This window comes from Sphingobacterium sp. UT-1RO-CII-1 (assembly GCF_026711005.1).
In the GTDB taxonomy this organism is placed as follows: Bacteria; Bacteroidota; Bacteroidia; order Sphingobacteriales; family Sphingobacteriaceae; genus Sphingobacterium.
Genome location: NZ_JAPPVJ010000001.1, coordinates 403,918 through 422,148 on the forward strand (window position 1 = coordinate 403,918; position 18,231 = coordinate 422,148).

Genomic DNA, 18,231 nt, shown 5'->3' on the forward strand with positions numbered 1-18,231 from the left:
ACAAGGAGAAGGGGTTTAGGTCTGGTAGTTCAGCTGGTTAGAATACATGCCTGTCACGCATGGGGTCGCGGGTTCGAGTCCCGTCCAGACCGCAAAGAAAATGAAGCATAGCTTCGAGTTTGTTCTTATAAGTTTTAAACAATTTTAGGTCTGGTAGTTCAGCTGGTTAGAATACATGCCTGTCACGCATGGGGTCGCGGGTTCGAGTCCCGTCCAGACCGCAAAATTTTAAAACATTATAGTTAGTTCTTTAAATAAAACAATTTAGGTCTGGTAGTTCAGCTGGTTAGAATACATGCCTGTCACGCATGGGGTCGCGGGTTCGAGTCCCGTCCAGACCGCAAAAGATATCCCATGGATATCTTTTTTTGTTTCTAAACACTCCTACTTATACCCACCTGTAATATACTCTCGTCATAACAACTACTCTTCAGGCAAAAAGTAGCTTAATATAATCCCTATATAGTCTTATATACAAAGTTTATGCACTTCTTTATATCAATAATGCATTTCTTATGAAACAGTAGTACTTGCTAAACTAAAAATAGTCTATACTATATTTCAAGAAGCAACATCTTATCTTAAAAAAGAGTATAATACAATCAAAAAATAAATTTCTACTATAAAAAAAGTACTGCCTATTTATAAAATAGTGTTGTTTATTGGTTTATAAGTAGTCTCTTATTTAACATTATTGTGTTATATTTTTCCATTATAACACAATAATATTAAAAAAATACTCATCACAGAGAGAAAGAACAGTTGAATAGCAGCTCACATAACCTAGTCCTACACAAGACTCTTGTAAAAAATTATTTTTAAACACCTACGACATTAGCCTTATCATGATATAAAACTTTGCTTACATAAAAAAAACCCGCTGAAATATAGTATTCCAGCGGGCTTAAATTTCTATTGATGTATATAATTATGCAGAAGCCGTTTCTACATCTACTGTGGAAAATTCATCAAACAATTCAGCAAAAGCTTCATAGTCATCATCTCCCGCAGGCTCAAAAGTTCTGATTCCTTGATCTTTGATAAAAGACTTGATCTCATCATCGATTCCTTGATCTGCAAGCACGGCAATATCCGTAAAGCTTAATGCTCCTTTGTACAGATCAACTTTTGATCCACTACCATAATGAGCAACTTGTTCTGCTGTCAATCCATCCTGAGCGGCCATTTCCGCATATTTGCTTCCTAGACTTTCCAGTTCTTCATTCTCGTATAAAGAATACATTACTTTTGCTTCTTTAAACGTCGGATCATCTTTATAAACAGTTTTCAAATAAGCCGGCACCATTGCTGCAAACCATCCATGGCAATGCACTACATCAGGTGACCATCCTAATTTTTTAACAGTTTCCAATGCTCCTTTACAGAAAAACAATGACCGCTCATTGTTATCTTTGAAAAACCCTTCTTTGTCATCACGAAAAACTTTTTTCCGCTGGAAATACTCCTCATTATCCAAAAAGTAAACCTGCATACGTGCAGCCGGTAATGAAGCCACTTTAATAATTAGCGGATTATCATTGCTATCCACCACGATGTTCATTCCCGACAATCTTATCACTTCATGCAAACGATTCCTACGCTCATTAATATTACCAAAACGGGGCATAAGAATACGGATTTCAAATCCTTTTTCCTGCATAGCTTGTGGTAATTGGCGTGTAATTTCAGAAATTTTACTTATTTCCAGGAAAGGCGACATCTCGTGGGTTACAAACAATATTTTCGTTTTTGCCATCTCCAATTATTTATTTATTTATAGAACAGTAAAATCGGTATACAAAGATACGGTTATTTTATGAATTTTACAATCCTTTAGTTTTCACACCTTTATATTTACAAATAATTTGCGCACTTTTGCCTGTTAAAATTGACTTTAAAAAGTGAAAATATTTAAAACAAAACGGGAGCTAGATGCCTATTTATTAGGTTTGCGGAACACCGGCAATACGGTCGCACTGGTACCAACTATGGGAGCCCTTCATGAAGGACATCTTTCCCTGATAAAGGAAGCTAAAATGTCGGCTGATATTGTAGTATGTTCTATATTTGTGAACCCTACACAGTTCAATGACCCAGAAGATTTAGCAAAATATCCACAGCCACTTGATGAAGATTTACATTTATTAAAGGCAGCTAATTGTGATATTGTTTTTACTCCTACCGTATCAGAGATGTATCCTTCGGATGATCCTGAGTGGCATATTGATCTAGGGGATCTAGATAAAATATGGGAAGGAGAAAAACGTCCTGGACACTTTCAGGGTGTTACCCAAATCGTTTTCAAACTATTTAAATTAGTTGAACCCGATGTAGCTTTATTCGGTCAGAAAGACTTTCAACAGGTCATGGTGATCCAACGTATGGTGGAACTAAAAAGCTTGCCTGTAACTATAAAAATATGCCCTACGGTAAGAGATGTGCATGGTTTAGCTTTAAGCTCACGAAATCAAAGATTAACAGAGAGTGGAAAGTCACAAGCTTTAGCTTTATATAAAGCTTTAAACCATATAAAAAACAACATTCAACAGCACTCAGTAGCGCAAATAAAAAAAGAAGCGCTCACTATCTTGCAAAACGAAGGAATAACTGAAATAGAGTATTTAGCAATATGTAGATCTTCCACGTTAGAGGAGATAGAATCACTAAAGGGAGAAGATCATGCTGTTGTTTTGCTGGTGGCCTGGGTAGAGGGCGTCCGCTTAATTGATAATATGATTTTGCGATAATTTAATCTTTTTATCAAGGTACTTTCTGATTTTCACTTAAAATACAATAGTTTTGTATCATGATTATTGAAGTAATGAAGTCAAAAATTCACCGTGTACGTGTTACTCAGGCTGAATTAAACTATGTAGGGAGCATCACAATTGATGAGGATTTGATGGATGCAGCAAATATTGTTGCTAACGAACGCGTACAGATCGTCAATAATAATAATGGTGCGCGCCTTGAAACCTATGTTATTCCAGGAGAACGAGGCAAAGGAACGATCTGTCTAAATGGTGCGGCAGCCCGCTTAGTGCAGGTAGGAGATATTGTAATTATTATATCCTATGCAGGCATGACACCTGAGGAAGCAAAAGCTCATAAGCCAACCCTTCTTTTTCCTGATGAAAACAATCGTCTTATTGGTTAATTATCATTATTTAATATACTTTTATAGCGTAAGCTAAAAAGCTCACGCTATTTTATAATGCTTAAAATATCCACCACATATCGTTCCACTGTTGCTTATTTATTAAGCATGCTGATGATTTTTATTATCGCCAGCGGAGTGGTGTTTATTCATAAAGAAGTAACATCAACAGGTGAGGTTGTCACACACATCCACCCTTATGACTTTACTAAAAAAGGAAAGCCGCATCACGAGTCAGATGCTGAGATTGAGTTTCTAAGTGTAATATTTGTAGGCAGCTACACCGGCCCCGACTTATTCGTATACGATTTACAACTTAGCCCCACCCTTCTTTGCAGTATATACCCAAGACTGACAGAGGGCTTTAAGTCTAAAACGACTAAATTTAAACCTCTTCGTGGTCCACCACCATCGATAAGCTAAAAATCAAGTTTATTTCTAAGGTCATTCAGTTTGACTGCATATTTACTATCTAATATGCAGGGCTAATTGGCTTCTATTACTTTACAGAAGCCTAATTTGAAAGGTCAATAGTTTTTTAATTCTAACTATTGACATCTAGCAATCAAAGAATAACAATTAATAGATATGCATTTATAATCTATATTCTATTATTAGAAAGAAAACACACAATACTACACAGCAGGTGCTCTATTTTAAAGGCGAGCACACATATTATATTTTAAGACTTTTAATTTATCATGGTAAAATACCAATACATATTATATTTATTACTGTCAATAATCTTTCCTGTATCCCTACAGGCACAGACCGCTTTAAAAGGGAAAATTACAGACTCAAAAGATCAACCTATTATACACGCAACCATCTTATTAGAAGGCACTACTATTGGCACCTCTACGGATAACGATGGTCTTTTCACACTCTCTAAGTTGCCGAACAAAGGTAATTTAATCGTACGTGCTGTTGGTTACCAAACACAAAAACAGCCCTTTCAGATCAATAATAAAGAAGAGTCCATACACATTAAACTAAATGAAGATAATCTGAACCTTAATGAAGTAGTGGTGAGTGCCACTCGCTACGGCCTAGATAGACGTGAAGCACCAGTCGTTGTAAACGTCCTAAGCCCCAAGCTATTCAATGCCACACAATCTGTTGCTATGTTCGAAACCCTCAGCTATCAGCCTGGAGTAAGGGTAGAAAACAATTGCCAGAACTGTGGCTTCTCTCAGGTTAGATTAAATGGACTTGAAGGAGCATACTCACAAATCTTGATTAATAGCCGCTCTGTATTCAGCGCACTTAACAGTGTATACGGTCTTGATCAAATCCCTACTAGCATGATAGATCGTATTGAAGTTGTTAGAAGCGGAGGTTCTGCCCTATTTGGAGCAAATGCAATTGCAGGTACTATCAATATCATAACAAAGGATCCTGTAGAAAATGATTGGCAAATAAAATCTACCAATTCTCTTATCGATGGTAAAGCATGGGACAATACCGTGGATTTCAACACCTCTTTTGTAGAAAACGACCTGATGAACGGCGTTACCTTTTACGGTATGCATAGGGAGCGCCAACCTTGGGATGCAAATAATGATGGCTTTTCGGAAATAACGAAATTAAAAAACACAACATTCGGAGCCAAAGCATTTCTTAAGACGTCTGAATACAACAAGCTCACAGTAGACTTTAGTGTACTGAATGAATTTAGAAGAGGGGGTGATAGAATAAACCTTGCTCCTCACTTTACAGATATTACCGAACAAGTACAGACAAACTCATTTATTGGAGGTATTACCTACGATCAGTACTCTAGAGATTGGAAACAAAAGTTTTCTATTTATGCCTCAGCACAGAAGAGCACTCGCGATAGTTACTATGGTGGTTTAGCTGGTCAAACTACACCACAAGATAGTGTTATTGCAGCTAATTCATATGGTGATACAGATGATTTTGCGATGGTAGCAGGCGGACAATATACTTACAATTTTGAAAAAGATGTCTTTACAGCCGGGCTTGAGTACAGTGGAAACCGTACAAAAGACCAAATTCCTTCTTATCGCCGTTCTATCGATCAGAAAAATCACAGTATCGGTGCTTATGCCCAGTATGAATGGAAGGTAATTGACCAGTTAAAAGCCTTAATTGGCGCTCGGTACGATCACAGTTTTATCGATGGAAAGTATAGCTTACTGGACAACCACCGGGTATCCGATCAAAATTTCGGTACACTTAGCCCCCGTTTTACTATCCTTTATGATATCACATCAGAGCTCCAGTTTAGAGGAGGATATGCACGTGGATTCCGTGCGCCGCAAGCATTTAATGAGGATATGCACGTGACATCAGCGGGTGGTCAACAAGTGTTTGTTTTAATGGGCGAAAATCTAAAAACAGAATATTCGAATGCTTATACAGGCTCATTTAACTATACCAGAAATTTTGGATCAACGCAGACGAGTTTGTTAGTAGAAGGTTTTTATACAGATTTGCAGAACCCTTTTACAACGGTACGTACAAGTGAAGAGGAGAATATCATATTAGAGGAAATGAGAAACGGGAGTCGTTCTAGCGTATATGGTAGTAACTTTGAGCTAAGCGTTGCCCCCTCAAGCGCACTAAGTATTCAAGCTGGAGGTACCATACAGCGCTCTAAGTATAGTGAAGAGCAATTGATTTTTGAAGGTGAAGATCCTGAAGATAATGTGCTGACGAAAAAGTATGTTAGAACACCCGATGTATACGGATATCTAAATATTAATGCTAAGCCTACAAAACAATTTGCAGTAGACCTTACAGGAGTATACACGGGTAAAATGCTTGTTCCGCATTATCAACCTAGCGGAATAATGAAAATTAAAGATACCCGTGATTTTATGGAGTTGAACCTAAGGCTTGGTTACACATTTGCTGTAAAAAAAGACTTAAACATGGAACTTTTCGGTGGGATTCAGAATATGTTTAATGCTTTCCAGAAGGATTTTGATTCCGGAGCCTTACGTGATAATGATTATGTTTATGGACCAACAAAACCAAGAACATTTACTTTCGGCGTAAGAATAGGTCATTTCCACTAAACACATTATTCTCCTTTTCACGAATGAAAAGGAGAATAATGTTATATTCAAAAAAACATAGTAAGATGTATAAATACATTATCCTAGGCATATCTCTTTTTATAAGTATCCATAGTAATGCACAAAAGACAGAAAGTGTTAACTGGCTAACTTTTGAACAATTATCAGATTCTTTAAAAGTAAAGCCCAAAAATGTATTGCTTTTTTTTCATACAGACTGGTGTGGATATTGCCGAAAAATGATGAACGAAGGTTTTACAGATCCAGAGATTGTAAAGACTATAAACGAAAAGTATTATGCCGTTTCCTTTGATGCCGAATCGGTAGATACTGTATACTTTGATGGGCAGATGCTCACAAATAAAATTTCACGAAAAAAAACTGGTCAATACCACATGATCACCGAACTACTCGCTAATAAAAATGGTCAATTTGTATTTCCGACGACCCTCTTGTTAGATGATAATTTCATAGTACAAAAACGTTTTTTCCAGTACATGGATAAAAAAAAGCTACTTAAAGCTCTTTAGTCTTTCGGCAATAATACCCCTTAGAATCGCCACAGCCCCTTTTTACAAACAAAAGCTGTGGCGATTGTTTATTACAAAAAACTTCCAATTCAGAAATTTTATTTTTTTAACCTAGAACTGTAGCGCCGCAATACTTTTCAGCGTTATATCTCTTCATACAGACTTAAAAATTTTATGAAAAATCTAGTTAAACTATTATTTGCAGGCCTAATATTAGGAACAACTGTTGTTGCATGTAACGATAAAGACGACAATGGTAAGTACATTGAAGAAAACATAAAGTACGAAAAAGCAATCGATTCGACTCTTAGAGCTGAAGACACTAAGATAAGAGCTGCTCTTACTAACCTTCAAATTGATGGAGAACAATTCTTCAAAAACCCTACAGAAGACAGTGTTAAAGTTCATTTTAACTATATAGATAATACGCCAAAAAGAGGCATATACTATGAAGTGTTAAACGCTCCTACCCACACAGAGGACTCGTACAAGTATAGATTAAATGATATGGGTAACGATTACCACAGACCGAAAGTTGAGGTTAAATATACAGCATACTTACTAGACGGGAAAAAAGTACAGGGAAGTGACGACAAAGGAACAGAGTACTTCTTCAACAACCCTAACCGTGATGTATGGAATAATGTTTGGTTTTATTCATTCTACCCTTACAAAATCCAATCGAACGGTCGTGACTACTTTCCACAAGGTTTAACTGAAAAAGGCTTAATCGAAGGTAGTAAAATTCGTGTTATTGCACCTTCACCTTTTGCTTTCGGTGGTAGAAAAGTAGGCGATATCCCTGCTAACTCACCTTTAGCTTATGAGTTTGAGGTAATCAGTATTAAGTAACAGAGACCTATTTAATAAAAACATATAAATGGCGGTACAGCATTATTTTTGTACCGCCATTTCATTTTTAATGAAAGTTCAGCTAACAGCACAATATTTGAAAAAATATATAAGGAAAATCAGTTTTTAACCAAATCGCAGTTCATTTTGTTATATATTCGTACTTATTTATTTGATTAAAGCAATCGTAAATTATAAACATGAAAAATTTATTTAACCCACTTCTAGGCATTATCGCTGCTGCAATAGCATTTAGCGCATGTTCGTCAGACAAAGACAATTTTGATCCTTATGAACAATTAGAAATAGAAAAAACTGCTATTGAAGCCCACGTAAAAAAAACTACCCCAATGCGAAGCAATTTGAAGATTCAGGCATCTGGTATGAAGTTTTAAACGAAGGACAAGAAGGTAGTTTTGAATACAAACCTACCAACTCGAATGGCTATCAAATTTTAGACCTTGAAGTCACTGCAGACTACACAGGAAAACTATTAGACGGCACAGTTTTCGACAAAACACAGGACCCTGAAAAAGCCCCCCCTTTCCGTTTTGTTTCAAACTTAAGTACTGGAGAGTCTGGCGGGTTAATCACAGCATGGATAATTTCCTTTTTACCAACAAAAACCACAGTTGAAGGCAAGGAGTTAAAACCAGGTGTTATCTTCGAACAAGGCGCTCAAGTTGGATCACATTTCAGAATTATAACTCCGTCCATATATGCATATGGTAGAAGTTCGAATGGAAAAATACCTGCCAATTCCCCTCTCGAATTTGATATTAAAGTTTTAAAAATGGAGAATTATAAACCAGATAATTCTGCAAAATAACAACATATTGATTATAAAAGAGGCGGTAACAAAACAAATGATACCGCCTCTTTTAAAATTTCTCCTTATACCTACCGCCCCTTAAATTTCGAGTCTTTTAAAATCTGTTGTGCATCCTGATTTTCTAACAGTTGCTTCAAAGTAATATGGGGGTTCTGTTCCATATATTTCTTCACCAACTGCCACCCCAAATAAACACCAAGCTTAGGAGCCGATTCGTTATTTTCTCCTAACTCCGCAGTAAAGGGCGCTTCTGTAAAATACTTTTGTATACGCTGGTGATCAGTATTATAAAGCAAGTTCTCCTCCAAAAACCAAGACCATATCTCGGGTTGATATTTTTCTGCCCAGACCAATTGCTCGCTAGTGTATCCCATTTTCAGACTATCACTTATAGCTGGCAAAATAGAATCAAGCGCTAACAGCACCTTCCCTTCATATACCATATGTTGTAAGGTATTAATATCTGTATCTTTCTTATCAATAAGCTCTTGTCTCAGTACAGTCTCAACAACCCTAGGTGTAATATTCTCGGGTGTAAACCTCCTGGAAATATACATAGGGATAGATTTTACAAGAGCTGGATAAAATTCAGAATCTGCTCCTAAAAACATGTCCAAACCGATTCCGATATAATTCTCTCCGATAGGCACCTGGACTGCAAAGCCGGAAAAGAATGATACAAAACGTGGCAATTGATAAGCGGGGAAATAATATTTAAGGTATTTAAATGCTGTTGTTAATTCCTCTTCTTGTGTTTTTAAAGAAGGGTATTTTTGAGCTACTGCTGCAGAAAGGGCTTTAAAGTCTTTATTACCGATAACTTCAGCCAACAAATTAGTGCTACGTACACTGTCAGCAGGATCGCCGATTTCTAACATATAGTATAAATAATCAGCGTAAAAATCAGCGTATTGTTTTTGCCACTTGTTGTTTTTGTCAACTACGTCCGTAGGCTTTAAAGCAGATATATCCTGATCAAATCGTTCAATTTTCACATCAACATCTATCGTCGAGATATCTGGCAGGTTCCGTTCAGAATTACAGGCTGATAACAATAAGGAAAAAAAAGTAAAAACAAGTGTATATCTTCGCATCATATCCGTTTCTTTGCTCCAACAAAAGTAATTATTAATTTTACATAAATTAAAACACAGATAATGACAAAAAAGACAACCATCATCGTATCTATCATACTCCTAGCTCTTCTTTCTATCAAATCGACTTACGCCCAGTACGGCTATTACGATAAAAATATGTCTTTCGGACTAGTTTTTAATCCCAACATGAGTTTTCTCTCCTACGGAGACGCAGAGCATTTTGAGGGAAAGTCTAAGGTTGGTTATGCTTATGGTTTGGTGGCGGATTTCGGTTTCGACCGCAATTATTATTTCTCCACCGGATTAACGATCAATACCCTTATGTCTGAAAGAAACACCAATCTATCGGCCATAGAATCAAATGATCCTGCTCTAGCTCTTTCCAGAACGTATCGTATACAATATGCCGAAATACCGTTAAGCATTAAATTAAAGACAAACGAGGGTAATTTAGGCAGGTTTTATGGACAGTTTGGTTTAACGACAGGAATCAAAGTGTCGGGTAAAGAAAAAGTTGACAAATCCGGAAAATACAGCGGTTTGTCAGGTGACGACATTTTCCGATTAGGTTTATTAATAGGTGCAGGAGGAGAATGGAGACTGACCAACAGTTTGTCTGCAATTACAGGTATAGCTTATAACAATGGGTTTACCAGAACGATGAAGCAAGGGAGCCCCAAACTTTCTTATCTATCTTTGCAGGTTGGTCTTTTATTTTAACAATTAAACAAGAACGTTATGAAAGTTGCCCTAGCACAGCTTAATTATCATATAGGTAATTTCCCAGAGAATACCCGAAAAATAATCAGTGCTATAGAAAATGCGAAGAAAGCTCAAGCCGACTTGATAGTTTTTGCAGAAATGGCCATAGGCGGCTATGCAGCAAAGGACCTGTTGAGGAATACAAGTTTCATAGAAGCGTGCCAAAATTCACTGGCTGAAATTGCAAAAGCATGTGCGGAGATAGCTTGTGTGATCGGTGCGCCGGTAAAAAACAACACAGGAAAGGGTAAAAATCTTTTCAATAGCGCTTTACTGATTGAAGATGGTCAAATCACACAAATCAGGCACAAAACGTTGCTGCCTGATTATGATGTTTTTGATGAAGCTCGCCAGTTTGAAGCAAGCGCTGAATTTATTACTGTAAAAATTAAAGACAAAAATGTAGCTCTGACCATATGTGAAGACCTTTGGGGAGAAGAGGAAAACAACTCCTACAATCAAGCATTCCGATCGCAACTAATAGATAGTGAGCCGGACTTGATTATCAATATAGCTGCTTCGCCTTTCTCTAATATACAGCACATGAAGCGTCTTAATGTACTTAAAGATAATGCTTCAACTATTAGCTGTCCATTAATATACGTCAATCAGGTGGGAGCACATGCAGATTTAATTTTTGATGGCAGATCTCTCGCTCTTAATAAAGAGGGAGAGCTATTATTAGAACTTAAAGCTTTTGAAGAAGACTTACAGTATATAGATGTTTTTGAGCAGGATAATGAAGTAATCAGCATTACTGAAAAAGCAGAAATTGAACGTATACATGATGCTTTAATTTTTGGTATTCAGGACTTCTTTTCAAAATCAGGCTTTAAACGTGCAATTATTGGTCTATCGGGAGGGTTAGATTCCGCATTAGTTGCTGCATTAGCATGCAGAGCTTTAGGTGCCGAAAATGTACTTGCGGTGTTAATGCCTTCCGAGTATTCAACAGACCATTCTATAAAAGATGCTCTTGACTTAGTGCAAAACACGGGATGTGCACATCATATTGTTCCTATAAATTCGGTATTCAGTTCTTTCAACGCTAGTCTGGCTCCTATCTTCGAAGGTCATCAAGCAGATACTACGGAAGAAAATATACAAGCGCGAACCCGCGGAACTATACTGATGGCTTTGTCTAATAAATTAGGCTATATCCTCTTAAACACTTCCAATAAAAGTGAGGCTGCTGTAGGTTACGGTACTTTGTATGGTGATATGGCAGGGTCGCTTAGTGTGATCGGGGATCTATATAAAACGCAAGCTTATGAACTGTCTCGTTTTATCAATAAAGAAAAGGAAATTATTCCTATTAACACGATTATTAAAGCTCCTTCCGCAGAACTAAGACCGGATCAGAAAGATGCAGACTCACTACCTGATTATGAGCTGCTAGATGGTATATTATATCAATTAATTGAACTCGAAAAATCAAATGCTGAATTAATCAATTTTGGATATGACGCAACGATTGTTAACAGGATAGCCGGACTGCTAAACAATGCTGAGTTTAAACGATTTCAAGCACCACCAACACTAAGAATTAGTACCAAAGCTTTTGGCCCGGGGCGACAAATGCCATTAGTAGCAAAATATATTTTTTAATTTAAACCTTTGCTCTTCAGGCTTGTCTAAAATTATAGCACGAAAGATCTAATTTCTATGAAAAAGTTATTAAACATATTTGCACTAGGCCTGCTTCTCACCTTAGGAGCTTGTTCATCGGTACAGTACAATACCACACGGGTACAAAGTCTGGATTTTAGTCATTACAAAACATACGGGTGGTTACCGCCTGTTGACTCGCTATCGAAAGACTATTTCAACAACGATATTGCCAACACTAACATTTTAGAAGCTGCTAACCAAGAGTTAGAAGCCATGGGTCTTCAGTACAGTAAAGAAAACCCCGATCTTTTGTTCCGATATATCAGCATCGTGAATAATAAAAGTCGTGCTGTATACGGCTCTTCTTATTACGGATGGGGAGGTTGGGGCCCTTGGGGATGGTATAGCCCATATGGTTGGTATGGTTACGGCGGTTATCACTACCCAATAGGCAGCGAAAAATACCGCTATGCACACCTTATTATTGAGGCAGTAGACAGACAATCTAACTCGGTTATCTGGCAGGCACGAGGCTCATCTGAGCTAAGAACACCCGAGGCAGCAATTAACAAATTACCAGAAGTTGTCAGCGGAATATTTAAACAATATCCAATGAAGCGCAAAAAATAATTTTTTAACATTAAGGGACTCTATATAGAGTCCCTTAATGTTAAATAGAATGGCACTTCTTCATGACGCTTAGAGCCGTCAATAATCATTCTTGCTGCAGATGTTCCCATAGCAGCAAAATCTGTAGAAATGGTTGTAATCCCATTTAGAATAAACTTTTTCAAAGGTGTCTCATTATACGAGATAATACCGATATCCTTACCGATCACCATCTTACTCTCCAATACTCGGTTCAGTATTTTAACTAAATCATCTTCCATTAAATTAATATAGACCTCCCCTTTCTTCATAGGTTCGCTTAAAACATCACTCACTAAAAGGTGGTCAAAAGCATATTGCTGACAGAATTTGTAAAAACCTTTTATAATATCTCTAGGGAAATAACTCTTATCAGGGAAAATCAATTTAAGAGTGTGGTATTTGCTCAATCGTGCCCTTGCCTGATCGAGAGCATTAAAAATATCTCGCTCAAAGTTTTCATAAACGGCGGCATAATCGCCTTCCACCCCAACGACTAATTTATCCATCAAGAGTAATTTTTCTTTAGGTATCTGATTAATCACCTCAAAAGCCTCGTCCCTACCTTCAATAAAATGGGGAATAATCACATAATTAGAATACTCTTTCTTCAGATTTCCCAACATTCTCTTAAAAAGAGTCAGGTCATTATTGTAAACATATAGATCAACAGTAGCCTCCTCGCCAATTTCTTTTATAAAAGAGTCAAATATTATCTTTTTATGCGCACTTAATTTATTGAAAAAGAGGACTACATGAAAATTACCTTTTAAATCTATATTAGATACAAAGTAACCTTTGCCGGGTACAGAGTCCAGTACACCTTTATCCTTTAAAAACCGATAGCCTTTTTCAGAAGTGTCTCTAGAGACTTCTAACACATAGCTCACTTCATTAATAGACGGAAGCGGATCGCCTTTGACAAGTTTACCTTCCTCAATTGCAGAAATTATAGAATTGGCTAATTGTTTATATTTAGGCGTAGAAGAATAATCATCGATATGTATAAGGTCTAATATATCACGTGGCGATTTCATGATTTAAAGTTTATAATGGTTAGCTATTTTTTACAAGTTTATTCAAATATCTTATCCAGTAAATATTGCTTAACGGATGTTGGATCTACAAAACCTTCAAAGTCATCTTTACCGATCAATATTGGATAATAGGCCTCATCAACATCCACTATACCATGGGATCCTTTTACCAGATTGGCATCCAATGGAGTAATATCTAATACGGCTCTAAACCCAATTTTCTTTAGTAATAATTTATAAATAGCCCTTGATTTTGAGGTCATAAACATTTCTACGGGGTCATAACCTGGCTTCTTATGAATGTCTACCATACGGGCATAATCGGGTGCTTTATTGTCATCTAACCAGAAGTAATAAGTAAACCAAGCATCACGATCGGCTAGTACCAACAAATCCCCCGTACGCTCATGATCCACCTGATAAGCCTTTTGTTCTTCCCTATCCAATACTTTATTTACACCTGGTATTTTCTCAATGATCTTTTTGACACGTTGCTTAATTTCCTCGGTTTTGCAGTAAATATGTGCAACCTGGTGGTCAGAAACAGAGAATGCATCTGATGCACCTGCATCCAACAATTCTAATCCACGTTCTACACGAATTGCCAAAAGTCCTTCTTTACGTAAAACTCGATTCAGATGTACCGGTTTGTTAACAGGAGCTATTCCATACTCGGATAGAAGAACTACTTCTACCGACCTACTTTCAAAATAACCGACTAGTTTTTCTAATAAATTATCGATTTCAGAAAGTTCTTTTTTTATCTTTTCTTGATCAGGTCCGAATTTTTGTAAGCAATAATCTAGCTGAGGCAGATAAATCAAATTCAAGGTCGGGCTATGTTTTTCCTCTACATACATCGCTGCATTAGCAATCCATTCGGAAGAAACGATCCCAGCATTAGGTCCCCAAAAATTAAACAAAGGAAATGCGCCGAGTTTCTCAATGAGTTCATCCCGCAACGAATTGGGGTAAGAGTAAAAATCCGGTATTTTTCTACCGTCAGCCAAATAGTTTGGTCTAGGTGTAGCAGAAAAATCTACATCGTTGTACATATTGTACCACCAGAACATCTGTGCGCAGGTGAATTGATTATTTATTTTTTTTGCTGTAGTCCAGATATTTTCCGCTTGAACCAGTTTATTGGATTGCTTCCAGAATTTTATTTCCGAGTCAGTATGGTCATACCAACCATTACCCACTATCCCATGCTTGGCTGGATAAGCACCTGTTAGGTAAGTCGTTTGAGCACTTGTAGTAAGTGCAGGAAGAACCGGTTTAATTTTATTCAATTTGTTTTTTTGAATAAACTTTTCCAAAAAGGGGGTGTACTGACCAATTACAGAAGCTGACAAGCCCACAACATCAATAACTACAATTCTTTTCATTCTTAATTCTTTAACTGATTTAATAACCAAATTAATTCTCTGGACAAGGAGTCCTCAATAGGCATCTGAAGAGACTTGGGAAGAACGCCCCAAGTATAGGTTTCTACTTCTATATGGTTTGTCCGACTTTCTTTTTGATGCAAACGAAGCACATCCAAAATATCTTGCTGGGTAGAGGATAAGTCGCCATAAGAAGATAAAAATATAGGGACATGAAAATGACTTCTCCATTCTTCCTGCTCCATATCTACGATATGAGGTAGCGCCTCGGGCAAATCTTTATAGCGGATTAGTTGCCCATCCTTTTTCTTGCCGATTACCTGATGGAGATAAATAGGTTCGTCAAACTCTTGCAGCACTTCTTTCTTACGTAAACGATCGTCCAGAGATGACGTAAGATCTATTTTTAGCGCAGAACTTATTTGAAACTTACCGATAAGTATCTCCGCTTCTTCCAATTTTGCTATTAATTGTTCATGATTTTCGTAGCCTAGAGCAACATGGCATACATCATAACAAATACGAATATGCCGGTGTACAACACTAGTGGCTACTGATTCGCTTAAACCATATTCTTTGGTTAGAAAACGTATTGCTTGAGGGATTAATTCCTGTTGGTACCAGTTTATAAATTCTTCTCCTGTTTCTATCACACCGTCAGGTTCAGGCTCTATATCTAAATGCAATAATTTGCCTGTTTCCTGTTCTTTGACATGTAGAAAGTAAGCAATTTCGAGAATATGCTGAGTAGCTTTTTTTCGCATGGCTTTCCATTCTTCTGTACCTTCCTCTAGCCAAAATCTGTAGCTTAAAGGTACGGTTGATATACCTGCTTCTCCTTTTTCAGGAGTAAGTTCGGTTAAAATGGAAAATAATCTTTTGGTGTAATCTCTACGATCAGTCGTCGTCCAATCCGGATAATGCACTTTATCTTTAACCGTATTTTCATGAAAATCTCCGTACGGGAAACCGTTCATCGTAAATACATATACATTATTTTCTTTAAGCCATGTTTTAAACACGTGCAAATTTTCGGGATCTGCCAATTTTTTAGATGCATCGGCAGATAGTCTTAAACCTAACCCGAAAGGCTCGGTTGGGGAGACATTATTTTTAATTGCCGGTACATATTTCTTTAATTGCTCAAAGTGGTCTTCCCATGATTGTCCCGAATGTATATTCGTGCAATAAGATATATGGTTGTTATTAATCTTCATGTATTAAGTTATTATCCGTTTGAAAAACAGCTAAATAATCAATAGCTTTTAGAACTATGTCAAAGTCAATTTGATGATAATCTTTGCCCTTACCTACTTTTTCTAAAAGGACAATGGTTAATCGACCGCCTAGATGCTCTTGAAATTCATTCAATCCTTTACGAAGGTTTTCTTTTCCTTGCTCTGTTGCCAGTAGCTCGTGAAAGATAGGAAGTCCTAACCTGTGTATGAGGTCGACAATTCTATTAGCTTCTTCTTTACTGATATTACCGATCAAATAGGAATACACCACATCTAGCGCTATACCAATCGCAACGGCTTCACCATGCAATAAGGCGAAGTCAGTCATTTGCTCAAGTTTATGAGCACTCCAATGACCAAAATCAAGGGGTCTTGAAGAGCCTAGTTCAAAAGGGTCACCATTCCTGATATGCTCTAAATGCAGGTCTGCACAACGAAATATCAATTCTTTCATCGCCGGCTCTGCAGGGTTGCTCAACTTATCGGCTTGCTCGTCAATCCAGTCATAAAAGGTAATATCTTTAATGAGTGCTACTTTAATAGCTTCTGATATTCCTGAAAGCCAGGAACGGCGGTCTAAACTCTGTAAAAAATGATAATCATTGAAAACAGCCATGGGTGGCGTAAAAGTTCCTAAGAAATTCTTTTTCCCTTTATAATTAACGCTATTCTTCACGCCGACTCCTGAATCGTTTTGTGCCAATACCGTTGTAGGAATACGGATATGCCGAACACCTCGATGCGAAATGGCTGCTGCGTAACCCACAAGATCTAAAATAGCTCCTCCCCCGATACCAATTAAATAGGAGTGACGATCCACACCAAATCGGTCAATTGCATCAATAATAGCAGACAAAGCTTCGGGGTCGTTCTTACAGCTTTCTCCGCCTTTTAATATCAAAGGCTCCGCAACAACATGTAAAAACTTCACGTCCGAAAAGTATGTTTTTATACGGTCGGCCAAGCTTGGGTCACTTCTCCACACACCATCATCTACGACAAAGAGTATTTTTTGCTGAAAAAAAGAATTCTTATGCGCTTCTAAAAAATCAAGTAAAAGCGTATTTTCTTTAGTAAAAAGATGTTCTGTAAAATTTATGTTGTACGTATAATCAATAGAAAATCCTTGTTTCAAAACACGATTCATATCCACATTCCTTATTTATGTTACCGAATATTTTTTGGCGAGAAGTATGCACAATGGCAATAGAAGACAGACAAAAATTGCCAGTAACCAAAATCCACTGATTGCTATCCAACTAGCATTTAAAAGTATAAGTGCCAATACGCCCGATTTAACAGCTTTACGAATATCTGTCGGAGCTAATGACGCTAAAGCCGCTTTTAGAGGCATTCCAATCATCAGAATAAAAGAAACTATAAATGGTAAAGCTACCACATGAGTTGATTTAATGACGAAATAGATCAGTACACTGACTACCAAACCATATAAAAAAACAGATACAAGCATAGCTTTTTTATTATCTCCATACACTTCTCCTCTACTGATATTTGTTACTGAAGCAATATAAACTATAGGCACTAATGCTAAAGCCCAGTGCAATAATCCTCCCGATAGGACGGCCATTCCCAACAATAGATTCAGCCCTCGGCACATCCCCATCACAATAGGCCCCGCAATAAAATGCTTTTTAGCTAAAGCATTATAAAGCAAACACATAATAACAATAGCTATAGAAATATAAAAAGCTTCTTGATTGAGAAGAGTTGCTAAATAACAGCCCAGTACAAATGCAAAAGCCCCTAAAAGGGCTGCTGCAGACTTCTTTATGCGTCCAGAAGGGATAGGTCGCTCGGGTCTTTCAACTTGGTCGAGCTTTGCATCAAAGACATCATTAAAAACAATTCCCCCCATATAGAGTAGCATACTCGATAGGGAAACCAAAAGTAATTGTTCTCCGCCAGGCAGTTTACTACCTAACAACATGCAGCTCAAGGCTACACCTGCTAACACATCCGAAATTGCTGTTAGCACATTAGAAGGTCTAATTAATTGCATCCACGCCCTCATAAA

Annotated in this window: 18 protein-coding genes and 3 tRNA genes; 14 read left to right on the top strand and 7 right to left on the bottom strand. The window is 37.3% G+C overall.

The features are described 5' to 3' along the window. The first annotated feature begins 18 nt into the window (after nucleotides 1-18). The 3 genes from ORI89_RS01635 to ORI89_RS01645 all read left to right on the top strand — a co-directional run bounded on the left by ORI89_RS01635 (nucleotide 19) and on the right by ORI89_RS01645 (nucleotide 341). Nucleotides 19-92 (top strand) — tRNA-Asp (locus ORI89_RS01635). A gap of 55 nt (nucleotides 93-147) precedes the next feature. After that, nucleotides 148-221: transfer RNA gene (locus ORI89_RS01640), tRNA-Asp, on the top strand. A 46-nt stretch (nucleotides 222-267) separates the two neighbouring features. Further along, nucleotides 268-341, top strand: a tRNA-Asp gene (locus tag ORI89_RS01645). 587 nt (nucleotides 342-928) lie between these two features. Here ORI89_RS01645 and ORI89_RS01650 read toward each other — a convergent pair. Continuing rightward, complete coding sequence (locus ORI89_RS01650) at nucleotides 929-1,756, bottom strand: glycogen/starch synthase (protein ID WP_268228679.1); 828 nt, start codon at nucleotides 1,754-1,756, stop codon at nucleotides 929-931. A 145-nt stretch (nucleotides 1,757-1,901) separates the two neighbouring features. Between ORI89_RS01650 and panC the strand changes: the two genes are divergently transcribed. The 8 genes from panC to ORI89_RS19225 all read left to right on the top strand — a co-directional run bounded on the left by panC (nucleotide 1,902) and on the right by ORI89_RS19225 (nucleotide 8,412). Further along, nucleotides 1,902-2,747, top strand: a complete 846-nt coding sequence (gene panC / locus ORI89_RS01655; protein WP_268228680.1) for a pantoate--beta-alanine ligase — start codon at nucleotides 1,902-1,904, stop codon at nucleotides 2,745-2,747. 59 nt (nucleotides 2,748-2,806) lie between these two features. Further along, complete coding sequence (gene panD, locus ORI89_RS01660) at nucleotides 2,807-3,157, top strand: aspartate 1-decarboxylase (RefSeq protein WP_268228681.1); 351 nt, start codon at nucleotides 2,807-2,809, stop codon at nucleotides 3,155-3,157. A 57-nt stretch (nucleotides 3,158-3,214) separates the two neighbouring features. Continuing rightward, nucleotides 3,215-3,580 carry a hypothetical protein gene (locus tag ORI89_RS01665; protein WP_268228682.1) on the top strand — a complete coding sequence of 122 codons (366 nt, stop codon included), beginning with the start codon at nucleotides 3,215-3,217 and terminating at the stop codon, nucleotides 3,578-3,580. Between the two features lie 278 nt (nucleotides 3,581-3,858). Further along, the gene (locus ORI89_RS01670) at nucleotides 3,859-6,201 is read left to right on the top strand and encodes a TonB-dependent receptor (protein WP_268228683.1); all 2,343 of its coding nucleotides are present in this window, start codon (nucleotides 3,859-3,861) and stop codon (nucleotides 6,199-6,201) included. Between the two features lie 65 nt (nucleotides 6,202-6,266). Continuing rightward, nucleotides 6,267-6,731 (top strand): thioredoxin family protein, encoded by a 465-nt coding sequence (locus tag ORI89_RS01675; RefSeq protein WP_268228684.1) that lies wholly within the window; start codon nucleotides 6,267-6,269, stop codon nucleotides 6,729-6,731. Nucleotides 6,732-6,905: 174 nt separating this feature from the next. Continuing rightward, nucleotides 6,906-7,583, top strand: coding sequence for an FKBP-type peptidyl-prolyl cis-trans isomerase (locus ORI89_RS01680; protein ID WP_268228685.1), 678 nt, complete (start codon nucleotides 6,906-6,908; stop codon nucleotides 7,581-7,583). 200 nt (nucleotides 7,584-7,783) lie between these two features. Then, the gene (locus ORI89_RS01685; protein WP_268228686.1) at nucleotides 7,784-7,978 is read left to right on the top strand and encodes a hypothetical protein; all 195 of its coding nucleotides are present in this window, start codon (nucleotides 7,784-7,786) and stop codon (nucleotides 7,976-7,978) included. Between the two features lie 266 nt (nucleotides 7,979-8,244). Beyond that, the gene (locus ORI89_RS19225) at nucleotides 8,245-8,412 is read left to right on the top strand and encodes an FKBP-type peptidyl-prolyl cis-trans isomerase (protein ID WP_442800865.1); all 168 of its coding nucleotides are present in this window, start codon (nucleotides 8,245-8,247) and stop codon (nucleotides 8,410-8,412) included. A 71-nt stretch (nucleotides 8,413-8,483) separates the two neighbouring features. Here the strand turns inward: ORI89_RS19225 and gldB are convergent, their stop codons facing one another. Then, on the bottom strand, nucleotides 8,484-9,512 hold the full coding sequence (gene gldB, locus ORI89_RS01690) for a gliding motility lipoprotein GldB (RefSeq protein ID WP_268228687.1): 1,029 nt from the start codon (nucleotides 9,510-9,512) through the stop codon (nucleotides 8,484-8,486). 60 nt (nucleotides 9,513-9,572) lie between these two features. On the opposite strand from gldB, the gene ORI89_RS01695 reads away from it, so the two are divergent. From ORI89_RS01695 to ORI89_RS01705, 3 genes are read left to right on the top strand one after another with little or no spacing between them, the layout of a single operon-like run. Further along, nucleotides 9,573-10,232 carry a porin family protein gene (locus ORI89_RS01695; RefSeq protein ID WP_268228688.1) on the top strand — a complete coding sequence of 220 codons (660 nt, stop codon included), beginning with the start codon at nucleotides 9,573-9,575 and terminating at the stop codon, nucleotides 10,230-10,232. 18 nt (nucleotides 10,233-10,250) lie between these two features. Further along, the gene (locus ORI89_RS01700; protein WP_268228689.1) at nucleotides 10,251-11,882 is read left to right on the top strand and encodes an NAD+ synthase; all 1,632 of its coding nucleotides are present in this window, start codon (nucleotides 10,251-10,253) and stop codon (nucleotides 11,880-11,882) included. A 57-nt stretch (nucleotides 11,883-11,939) separates the two neighbouring features. Further along, on the top strand, nucleotides 11,940-12,515 hold the full coding sequence (locus tag ORI89_RS01705) for a DUF4136 domain-containing protein (protein WP_268228690.1): 576 nt from the start codon (nucleotides 11,940-11,942) through the stop codon (nucleotides 12,513-12,515). Nucleotides 12,516-12,535: 20 nt separating this feature from the next. Here ORI89_RS01705 and ORI89_RS01710 read toward each other — a convergent pair whose 3' ends face one another. The 5 genes from ORI89_RS01710 to eboC are packed head-to-tail and all read right to left on the bottom strand — an operon-like array spanning nucleotide 12,536 to nucleotide 18,216. Further along, a complete protein-coding gene (locus ORI89_RS01710) occupies nucleotides 12,536-13,570 on the bottom strand; it encodes a GntR family transcriptional regulator (protein WP_268228691.1) in 1,035 nt (344 codons plus the stop codon). A gap of 38 nt (nucleotides 13,571-13,608) precedes the next feature. Next, nucleotides 13,609-14,958, bottom strand: coding sequence for an alkaline phosphatase family protein (locus ORI89_RS01715; protein ID WP_268228692.1), 1,350 nt, complete (start codon nucleotides 14,956-14,958; stop codon nucleotides 13,609-13,611). Between the two features lie 2 nt (nucleotides 14,959-14,960). Beyond that, nucleotides 14,961-16,175, bottom strand: a complete 1,215-nt coding sequence (gene eboE, locus ORI89_RS01720; protein WP_268228693.1) for a metabolite traffic protein EboE — start codon at nucleotides 16,173-16,175, stop codon at nucleotides 14,961-14,963. Then, nucleotides 16,165-17,343 carry a 3-dehydroquinate synthase gene (locus ORI89_RS01725; RefSeq protein WP_268228694.1) on the bottom strand — a complete coding sequence of 393 codons (1,179 nt, stop codon included), beginning with the start codon at nucleotides 17,341-17,343 and terminating at the stop codon, nucleotides 16,165-16,167. The genes eboE and ORI89_RS01725 overlap by 11 nt, the downstream gene beginning before the upstream one ends. 15 nt (nucleotides 17,344-17,358) lie before the next feature. Continuing rightward, the gene (gene eboC, locus ORI89_RS01730; protein ID WP_268228695.1) at nucleotides 17,359-18,216 is read right to left on the bottom strand and encodes a UbiA-like protein EboC; all 858 of its coding nucleotides are present in this window, start codon (nucleotides 18,214-18,216) and stop codon (nucleotides 17,359-17,361) included. Nucleotides 18,217-18,231 lie beyond the last annotated feature (15 nt).